This window comes from Streptomyces sp. NRRL B-24085 (genome assembly GCF_001282115.1).
GTDB lineage: Bacteria > Actinomycetota > Actinomycetes > Streptomycetales > Streptomycetaceae > Streptomyces.
On record NZ_LJBR01000371.1, the window covers coordinates 1 to 7,632 of the forward strand.

The following is a 7,632-nucleotide window of genomic DNA, read 5'->3' on the forward strand; positions in this document are numbered from 1 at the left end:
GGATAGCGCCGGGGCGCGGCGGCGAGACGCGGCGGGCGGCGGTCCCAGCGCGTGGGGGCGCGGCAGGCCCGGCACAACCCCGAGGGCGGGGAGCGCGCCGGCCCCCGTCAGATGCGTACTTCCACGGTCTTCGCGAGGCGGTCGTGCAGGCCCCTGCCGTCGCGGTCCCAGATCAGGGCCGGGAGGGCGAGGCAGAGCAGGACCGTGCGCAGCAGGGCGCGCGCCGGGTGCACACGGCCGGTGTCGAGGGCGACCACGCGCAGGCCGAACAGGCGCTTGCCCGGGGTGAAGCCGAGGGTGCCGACCGTGAGGACGCCCATCACGAAGAAGACCAGCAGCGACCAGTTCGAGGTCGACGGGTCGCCGTAGCTCTGCGTGATCAACTGGGATGCAATCAGGACGCTCATCGCCCAGTCCACGGCCAGTGCGCCCAGCCGGCGCCCGGGGCGGGCGATCGACCCCGGCCCCTGCTCGGGCAGGCCGAGCTGCTGTCCGCGGTATCCGAAGTCGACACCGGCGTCCTCGGCGGCCGCGCGGGGGCCCGAGAGCCACGATCCGATTGCATCCCTCTTGTCCACGCGTCCACGGTACTGCCAGCGTTTCGGGATACGGACAGGTGGGGCCGGGCCCACGATGTCCGGTTAACTTGTGCGAAACAAATGGGTCACGCCCGAGAAACCACCCGTCCCTAGGGTCGAGGACAGCGTGTGCCACCGCACTGGCCGCACGAACGAACTACCACCCCGGTCCAGGAACGGTCGGGAGTAGGAGGAGCTGGATGTTCCAGAACGCCGACGAGGCCAAGAAGTTCATCGCGGACGAGGACGTCAAGTTCGTCGACGTCCGTTTCTGCGACCTGCCGGGCGTCATGCAGCACTTCACGCTGCCCGTCGAGGCGTTCGACCCGGACGAGGAGCTCGCCTTCGACGGCTCGTCGATCCGCGGCTTCCAGGCCATCCACGAGTCCGACATGGCGCTGCGCGCGGACCTGTCGACCGCCCGGGTCGACCCCTTCCGCCGCGACAAGACGCTGAACATCAACTTCTTCATCCACGACCCGATCACCGGCGAGCAGTACAGCCGTGACCCGCGGAACGTGGCGAAGAAGGCCGAGGCCTACCTCGCGTCGACGGGCATCGCCGACACGGCCTACTTCGGCCCCGAGGCGGAGTTCTACGTCTTCGACAGCGTGCGTTTCTCCACGTCGTCGAACGAGTCCTTCTACCACATCGACTCCGAGGCGGGCGCCTGGAACACCGGTGCGCTGGAGGACAACCGCGGGTACAAGGTCCGCTACAAGGGCGGTTACTTCCCGGTCCCGCCGGTCGACCACTTCGCCGACCTGCGTGCCGAGATCTCCCTGGAGCTGGCCAAGTCCGGCCTCCAGGTCGAGCGCCAGCACCACGAGGTGGGCACCGCCGGCCAGGCCGAGATCAACTACAAGTTCAACACGCTGCTCGCCGCGGCCGACGACCTCCAGCTCTTCAAGTACATCGTGAAGAACGTGGCCTGGCGCAACGGCAAGACCGCGACCTTCATGCCGAAGCCGATCTTCGGTGACAACGGCTCGGGCATGCACGTCCACCAGTCCCTGTGGGCCGGCGGCTCCCCGCTCTTCTACGACGAGGCCGGCTACGCGGGCCTGTCGGACACCGCCCGCTACTACATCGGCGGCATCCTCAAGCACGCCCCGTCGCTGCTGGCCTTCACCAACCCGACGGTGAACTCGTACCACCGTCTGGTGCCGGGCTTCGAGGCGCCGATCAACCTCGTCTACTCGCAGCGCAACCGCTCCGCGGCCATGCGTATCCCGATCACGGGCTCCAACCCGAAGGCCAAGCGCGTCGAGTTCCGCGCGCCCGACTCCTCCGGCAACCCGTACCTGGCCTTCTCGGCGCTGCTCCTCGCGGGCCTGGACGGCATCAAGAACAAGATCGAGCCGGCCGAGCCGATCGACAAGGACCTGTACGAGCTGGCTCCCGAGGAGCACGCGAACGTCGCCCAGGTCCCGACCTCCCTCCCGGCGGTCCTCGACTCCCTCGAGGCCGACCACGAGTTCCTCCTCCAGGGCGACGTCTTCACGCCGGACCTGATCGAGACGTGGATCGACTTCAAGCGCACGAACGAGATCGCCCCGCTCCAGCTCCGCCCGCACCCGCACGAGTTCGAGCTGTACTTCGACGTGTGATCGACACCCAGCCAGTCCGTACGGCGCCCCCGTCCCGGTTTCTCGGGGCGGGGGCGTCGTCGTATGGTTCTGGCACGGTTGTTCGAGAAGGTGGACGGGGGACTGTGGGGATGCCCGAACAGGACGACGTGGAGCGGGAGTTCGACCTCAAGTGGGCCGACGGGGCCGAGTACAAGGAGCCCTCGGCGCGGGCCCGGATGCTCGCGGCGCGGTGGAAGGAGAACCCGCCGAAGCCGCAGCCGTTCCGTGCCGAGGCCGAGTTGAGGACGCCTCGCCGTTCGTCGTGGGTGTCGACGGCGATCGTGTTCGGGAGCGTGGCGGCGGTCGTCCTGCTGCTGGGGTACGTGAACTTCCGGGCGTCCTACTAGCCCGCCCGCCGGGGCTCAGCAGGTAAATCGCGGGCCGCTTCGCGCTGGTGGCGCCTACGATCTCCGGACACATCGAGGCCGGGAGTGGGCGTGCGGGGGAACATCGGGGACGTAGGGGCGGCCGCGGTGCGCCTCGCGGAGGGGGCATCGCTCGGGGAGACGGTCGACACGGCCGATCCGAGCGCCTGGATCGCGCTGGACACCGGGGCCCGCGAGCACGGCTCGGGCTATGGCGAGGTCTCCTGGTCGCCGGCGGCATGGGAGCGGACCGAGGGCGGACGTGCGCTGACGAACGCCCTGCGGCAGGGGCTGCCCGGCGTCCTGCGTCCCGGCGAGCCGGACGGAAGGTCGGACTGGCTCCTCACCGAGGCACGGCTCGCGACGACCTGACCACCGGATCCGGGTGCGCGGTCAACGCCCACAGCGCCTCGGCGTCACTCCGGTCCCCGCACTCCGCAAGCCCAGACCGGGCTCAGGGTCTGAGCCTTTGCCGGGACCAGGGCTGATCGCGACCGCTTCATGGGGTGGGGCAGGTGCACACTGAGGTGTGGGGCGAGTGCCTTACTGCGGGGTGGTGCGGATGCGGAGTCGTTTTCGGAGCGACCGGCGGCTGGCCGTGCGGATGACGGTCACGCTGTTCCTGCTGGGACTGCTGTACGTGGCCTTCGTCGCCGCGTTGATCGTGTTGCTGAAGTCCTGGCTGCTGGTCGTGGCCCTGGTCGCCGTGATGTTCGTGGCGCAGTTCTGGTTCTCCGACCGGATCGCGATGTTCGCGATGCGCGGGCGGGTCGTGGGGCGGGAGGAGTATCCCGAACTGCACGCCGTGGTCGACCGGTTGTGCGCCATCGCGGACATGCCCAAGCCGGTGATCGCGGTGTCCACGATGGACATGCCCAACGCGTTCGCCACCGGGCGGAACCCGGACAACGCCGTGGTGTGCGTGACCACCGGGCTGCTGCGCCGGCTGGAGCCCGCCGAGCTGGAGGGCGTGCTCGCGCACGAGTTGTCGCACGTGGCGCACAAGGACGTCGCCGTGATCACCGTCGCGTCCTTCCTCGGGGTGATCGCCGGGCTCGTCGTCCGGTTCGCGTTCTACAGCCAGGTCTTCGGCGGGCGGAAGGACCAGAACACCGCCGTGCTCTTCGCCGCCGTGATGGGTGTCTCGGCAGCGGTGTACGCGCTCAGCTTCCTGCTGATCAGGGCGCTGTCCCGGTACCGGGAGCTGGCGGCGGACCGGGCCGCGGCCCACCTCACCGGCCGCCCCTCCGCCCTCGCCTCCGCGCTCACCAAGGTCTCCGGGGAGCTCGCCCGCATCCCCACCAAGGACCTGCGCACCGCCCAGGCGTTCAACGCCTTCTACTTCACTCCCGCCACCGGCAGGGAGCCCGGCATCGAGCGGATCTTCTCGACCCACCCGTCCCTGGAGCAGCGGCTGGAGCAACTGGGGCGGATCTCCGCGGAGTTGGGTGAGCCCGTGGAGCCCGGGAAGGCGGGCTGAGGATGGGGTTGCTGGACATCCTGCTCGGGCGGACGAAGCCCGTCGCACCCGATCTCGACCAGCTCTTCGCGCTGCCGTCGGCGGCCGTCACCCTGGAGGCGGCCGCCTCCTTCACGCCGACCGGGCGCGGGGCGGTGTGCTTCGCCACGGTCGAGGGCGCGGCCTTCGAGCAGACGCACCGGGAGGTCCAGGCCCTGCTGGACGCGGACGCCGAACGGGACGGTCCCCCGGTCCGCCTCACCAGGGACGGGTTCGGCTACTCCTGGCTGGTCTCGGAGCGCGTCCCGGACCAGCTCCCCCAGCTCGTCAACGACCTGCACGCGGTGAACAGTTCGATGGAGGTCAACGGCTTTGGGCCGCAACTGCTGTGCTCGCTCGCCGCGTTCGAGGACACCGATGGCCGTTCCCTCGCGCTGGTCTACCTCTACAAGCGCGGCACCTTCTACCCCTTCGCGCCGCTGCCCGGTGCGGGACAGCGGCGCGACAACCCGCTGGAACTGCGGGTGAAGGCCGCGCTCACGAACGACCTGCGGATCGAGCAGGACCTGAACCGCTGGTTCCCGCTGTGGGGCGCCCCGGGCCTCTGAGCCCCGGACCTGGGCCGTCGGAAGAGGTCCCTAGCCCTTTCTCTCCCGTGCCTGCCGACGCGACTCCAGGGGACGCTCGCGGCGGTAACGGCGGTCCCACTTGGCCTGCTTGTCCCGGCGGTCGCGGTAGGCCCGGTAGCTGCCGGGCACGGCTCCCGAGCCGCCGCCGGACGAACCGCCCGACGACGACGCCGAGGCACCGCCCCGGCCGTACTGCATGTACACGAAGAGCAGGGCTACGGCGACGAGCCACCAGGTGTGGTTCCCGAAGCCCAGGATGACCAGGACGACGGTCCCGGAAAGGACGATGGTGCCCATGACGGGCCTCCGTGTGCGTGGGTGTGGTGCAGAAGCCTAGCCCCGGAGCGGCGTGCTGATGCCAGCCCTGCGCGCGGCTTTTCCCCGCCCTCGGGGAGTTGACGGATCGTCGGCCCTGCACACGGGCGCACGCCGGTGGCCGGGGTTCACTCCCCCGGGGCCGCCCTGACGACGCCTGCCGCGATGGCGGCGCACAGGGCCGCGTGGTCGGCCTCGGTCCGGGTCGCGTAGGCGAGCGCGAAGTCGGCCACCGCCTCGTCGAAGGTGTCGGCGCCGCCCAGGTACGCGGCGATGGCGGCACGGTCGCCGGAGCGGGCGTGGGCGCGGGCCAGCGTGCTCCCGCACAGACGGGCGTAGGACCTGAGGTCGGCCGGGGGCATGCCGGCGACGTCCGCGGTCCCCTTCATGTCACGCAACTGGCGCCAGTAGAAGGCCCGTCCCTGCGGTCCGCTCATCCAGCCGAGGAAGATGTCGCTCGCCGCCTGGAGCAGCCGCTGGCCCACGACCACCCGGCGGCCGGGGTGGACGTACGGGCCGTGCGGCAGGTGTTCCTCCAGCACGGACGTCCGCGCCTCCTTGATCTGGAGGAACAGCGGGTCGTCGGCGTCCCGTCCGGTGAGCAGCACGATGAAGCAGCGCATGCCGACGCTGCCGACGCCGACGACCTTGCGGGCCGCGTCGACGAAGCGGTAGCGGTCCAGGAGCAGCCGGCGCTCCTCGGAGAGCGTGGAGCGGTAGTCGCTGAAGAGCTTGCGCAGGCCGGCCGTGTCGGGGCCGCCGGCCGGTTCGAGGAGCGGCGGATCGTGGATGATGCGGCGGCGGCCGTCGGCGACCTCGGTGAGCTTGCCGAGGGCCTGGAGGCTGGTGCGGCGGCGGGCCCGGGTGAGGCTGGACTCCACGCGCCGGCGCCGGCGGGCCGAGCGGACGAGGGGCAGCAGGCTGTCGGCGTCGACGCTCGCGTACCAGACCTCCAGCTCGCCCAGGCCGGCCAGCTCGCGCATGGCCGTGCGGTACGCGGTGACCGCCTGCCCCGCCGCCCGGTGGGCCTTGGCCTCGCTGTGCCCGTTCTCGCGGGCGGCGACGGCGACGCTCGCGGCGAGCCGCTTGACGTCCCACTCGAAGGGACCGGGGAAGGTCTCGTCGAAGTCGTTGAGGTCGAAGAGCAGGGAGCGCTTCGGGGAGGCGTACAGACCGAAGTTCAGCAGGTGGGCGTCGCCGCAGAGCTGCACCGTGAGGCCGGAGTGGGGCTGGGCGGCGAGATCGGCGGCCATCACGGCGGCCGCGCCGCGCAGGAACGCGAAGGGGGAGGCGGACATCCTGCCGTACCGGATCGGCAGCAGTTCCGGGAGCCGGTCGCGGCCCTGTCTTTCCAGTACGGCGACGGGGTCGGGGCGGTCGACGGAGGGGATCCAGCCGGCGTGGGCGGAGCGGGGGACGCGTTTGCGGGCGGCCCGGCCGCGGTCCTGGGGCGTGCCGGGGGTGTTCATGTGCCGTGCCTGTGGGTCACGTCCGCCTCCTGGTCGCCGGTGTGCGGGTCACCTCCTGATCGCAGTGAAGGGCGGGGGTGCGGCGTGCGCATGTGGGGTACGCCGAACGAGTGACCGGGGGCTCGCCGGCCGGGGTGCCCGGTCGGGTCGTCGGACGGCTGCGGGGTGCGCCTGTCGCGCGGTTCCCGGAGTACCTTGCGGGCCCGTTGTCAGTGCCCTGCGCCAGGATGGGCCGTATGGGCTTGGATGACGGAGTGCGGTACGTCGGGGCGGGCGAGCGGCGGGCTCGGCTCGGGCTGCGGCAGCAGCTGGCAAGGACGGCGCGTGTGGAGAGTCCCGAGGAGGTGGCCGGGGCACTGGTCGCGCTGCACGGGTCCGACCCCGCGACCGTGTATCTGGCCGTCGGCGCACGGCTCACGGATCCCTCCGGGACCGTGGCCGGGACCGAACGGGCGTTGTACGAGGACCGGTCCCTGGTGCGGATGCACGGGATGCGGCACACCGTGTTCGCTTTCCCGACCGAGCTCACCGCGGTCGTGCACGCCTCGACCGGTCTCACGGTCGCCGCACGGGAACGGGCCTCCCTCATCCAGGACATGGCGAAGGCCGGTGCCCCGGACGCGGCCTGGCTGAAGGAGGTCGAGGAGTCGGCGCTGGCCGCGCTCGCCCGGCGCGGGCAGGCCACGGCGTCGGAGCTCGCCGAGGACGAGCCCCGGCTGCGGGTGCAGTTCGCGTACGCGGCCGGCAAGAGCTACGAGGGCGTCCACACCGTCGGGAGCCGGCTGCTGCGGGTGCTCGGGGTGGAGGGCAAGGTGGTTCGCGGCCGGCCGCTCGGCACCTGGATGTCCTCGCAGTTCCGCTGGGCCGTGGCGCCGCCGCACCCGGAGCTCGACGCGGCCGAGGCCCAGGCGGAGTTGCTGCGGCGCTGGCTCACGGTGTGCGGGCCGGCCACGGAGGCGGACCTGAAGTGGTGGACGGGCTGGAAGGTGACCGACGTCCGCCGCGCGCTCTCGGCGATCAGCGCGGTACGGGTCACCGTCGACGAGGGCCCGGCCTACGTCGTCGCCGGTGACGCCGATCCGGTCGTGGAGCCCGTGGAACCGTGGGCCGCGCTGCTTCCCGGGCTCGATCCGACGGCGATGGGCTGGCAGCAACGGGACTGGTACCTGGCGCCCGCCCTCAGACC

At 71.5% G+C, this 7,632-nt stretch carries 9 protein-coding genes; 6 read left to right on the forward strand and 3 right to left on the reverse strand.

Annotated elements, in window-relative coordinates; translation table 11 throughout:
• Positions 1 to 107: 107 nt before the first annotated feature.
• Positions 108 to 578, reverse strand: coding sequence for an RDD family protein (locus tag AOJ26_RS33295; protein ID WP_053852096.1), 471 nt, complete (start codon positions 576 to 578; stop codon positions 108 to 110).
• A gap of 200 nt (positions 579 to 778) precedes the next feature.
• On the opposite strand from AOJ26_RS33295, the gene glnA reads away from it, so the two are divergent.
• From glnA to pspAB, 5 genes are all read left to right on the forward strand, one after another.
• Entirely contained in the window at positions 779 to 2,188 is a 1,410-nt protein-coding gene (gene glnA / locus AOJ26_RS33300) for a type I glutamate--ammonia ligase (RefSeq protein WP_053852097.1), read from the forward strand.
• Positions 2,189 to 2,298: 110 nt separating this feature from the next.
• Positions 2,299 to 2,556, forward strand: coding sequence for a hypothetical protein (locus tag AOJ26_RS33305; RefSeq protein ID WP_053852098.1), 258 nt, complete (start codon positions 2,299 to 2,301; stop codon positions 2,554 to 2,556).
• Positions 2,557 to 2,646: 90 nt separating this feature from the next.
• On the forward strand, positions 2,647 to 2,946 hold the full coding sequence (locus AOJ26_RS33310) for a hypothetical protein (protein WP_143663656.1): 300 nt from the start codon (positions 2,647 to 2,649) through the stop codon (positions 2,944 to 2,946).
• A gap of 190 nt (positions 2,947 to 3,136) precedes the next feature.
• Complete coding sequence (gene htpX / locus AOJ26_RS33315) at positions 3,137 to 4,054, forward strand: zinc metalloprotease HtpX (RefSeq protein ID WP_053852103.1); 918 nt, start codon at positions 3,137 to 3,139, stop codon at positions 4,052 to 4,054.
• 2 nt (positions 4,055 to 4,056) lie between these two features.
• A complete protein-coding gene (gene pspAB, locus AOJ26_RS33320) occupies positions 4,057 to 4,641 on the forward strand; it encodes a PspA-associated protein PspAB (protein WP_053852100.1) in 585 nt (194 codons plus the stop codon).
• 30 nt (positions 4,642 to 4,671) lie between these two features.
• Here the strand turns inward: pspAB and AOJ26_RS33325 are convergent, their stop codons facing one another.
• Together AOJ26_RS33325 and AOJ26_RS33330 are read right to left on the reverse strand one after the other, a co-directional pair.
• Entirely contained in the window at positions 4,672 to 4,959 is a 288-nt protein-coding gene (locus tag AOJ26_RS33325; protein WP_053852101.1) for a hypothetical protein, read from the reverse strand.
• Positions 4,960 to 5,105: 146 nt separating this feature from the next.
• Positions 5,106 to 6,446, reverse strand: a complete 1,341-nt coding sequence (locus AOJ26_RS33330; protein ID WP_053852102.1) for a DUF2252 domain-containing protein — start codon at positions 6,444 to 6,446, stop codon at positions 5,106 to 5,108.
• A gap of 236 nt (positions 6,447 to 6,682) precedes the next feature.
• Here AOJ26_RS33330 and AOJ26_RS33335 point away from each other — a divergent pair.
• Positions 6,683 to 7,632 (forward strand): winged helix DNA-binding domain-containing protein (locus tag AOJ26_RS33335; RefSeq protein WP_053852104.1); only part of this gene is annotated, 950 nt, incomplete at its 3' end.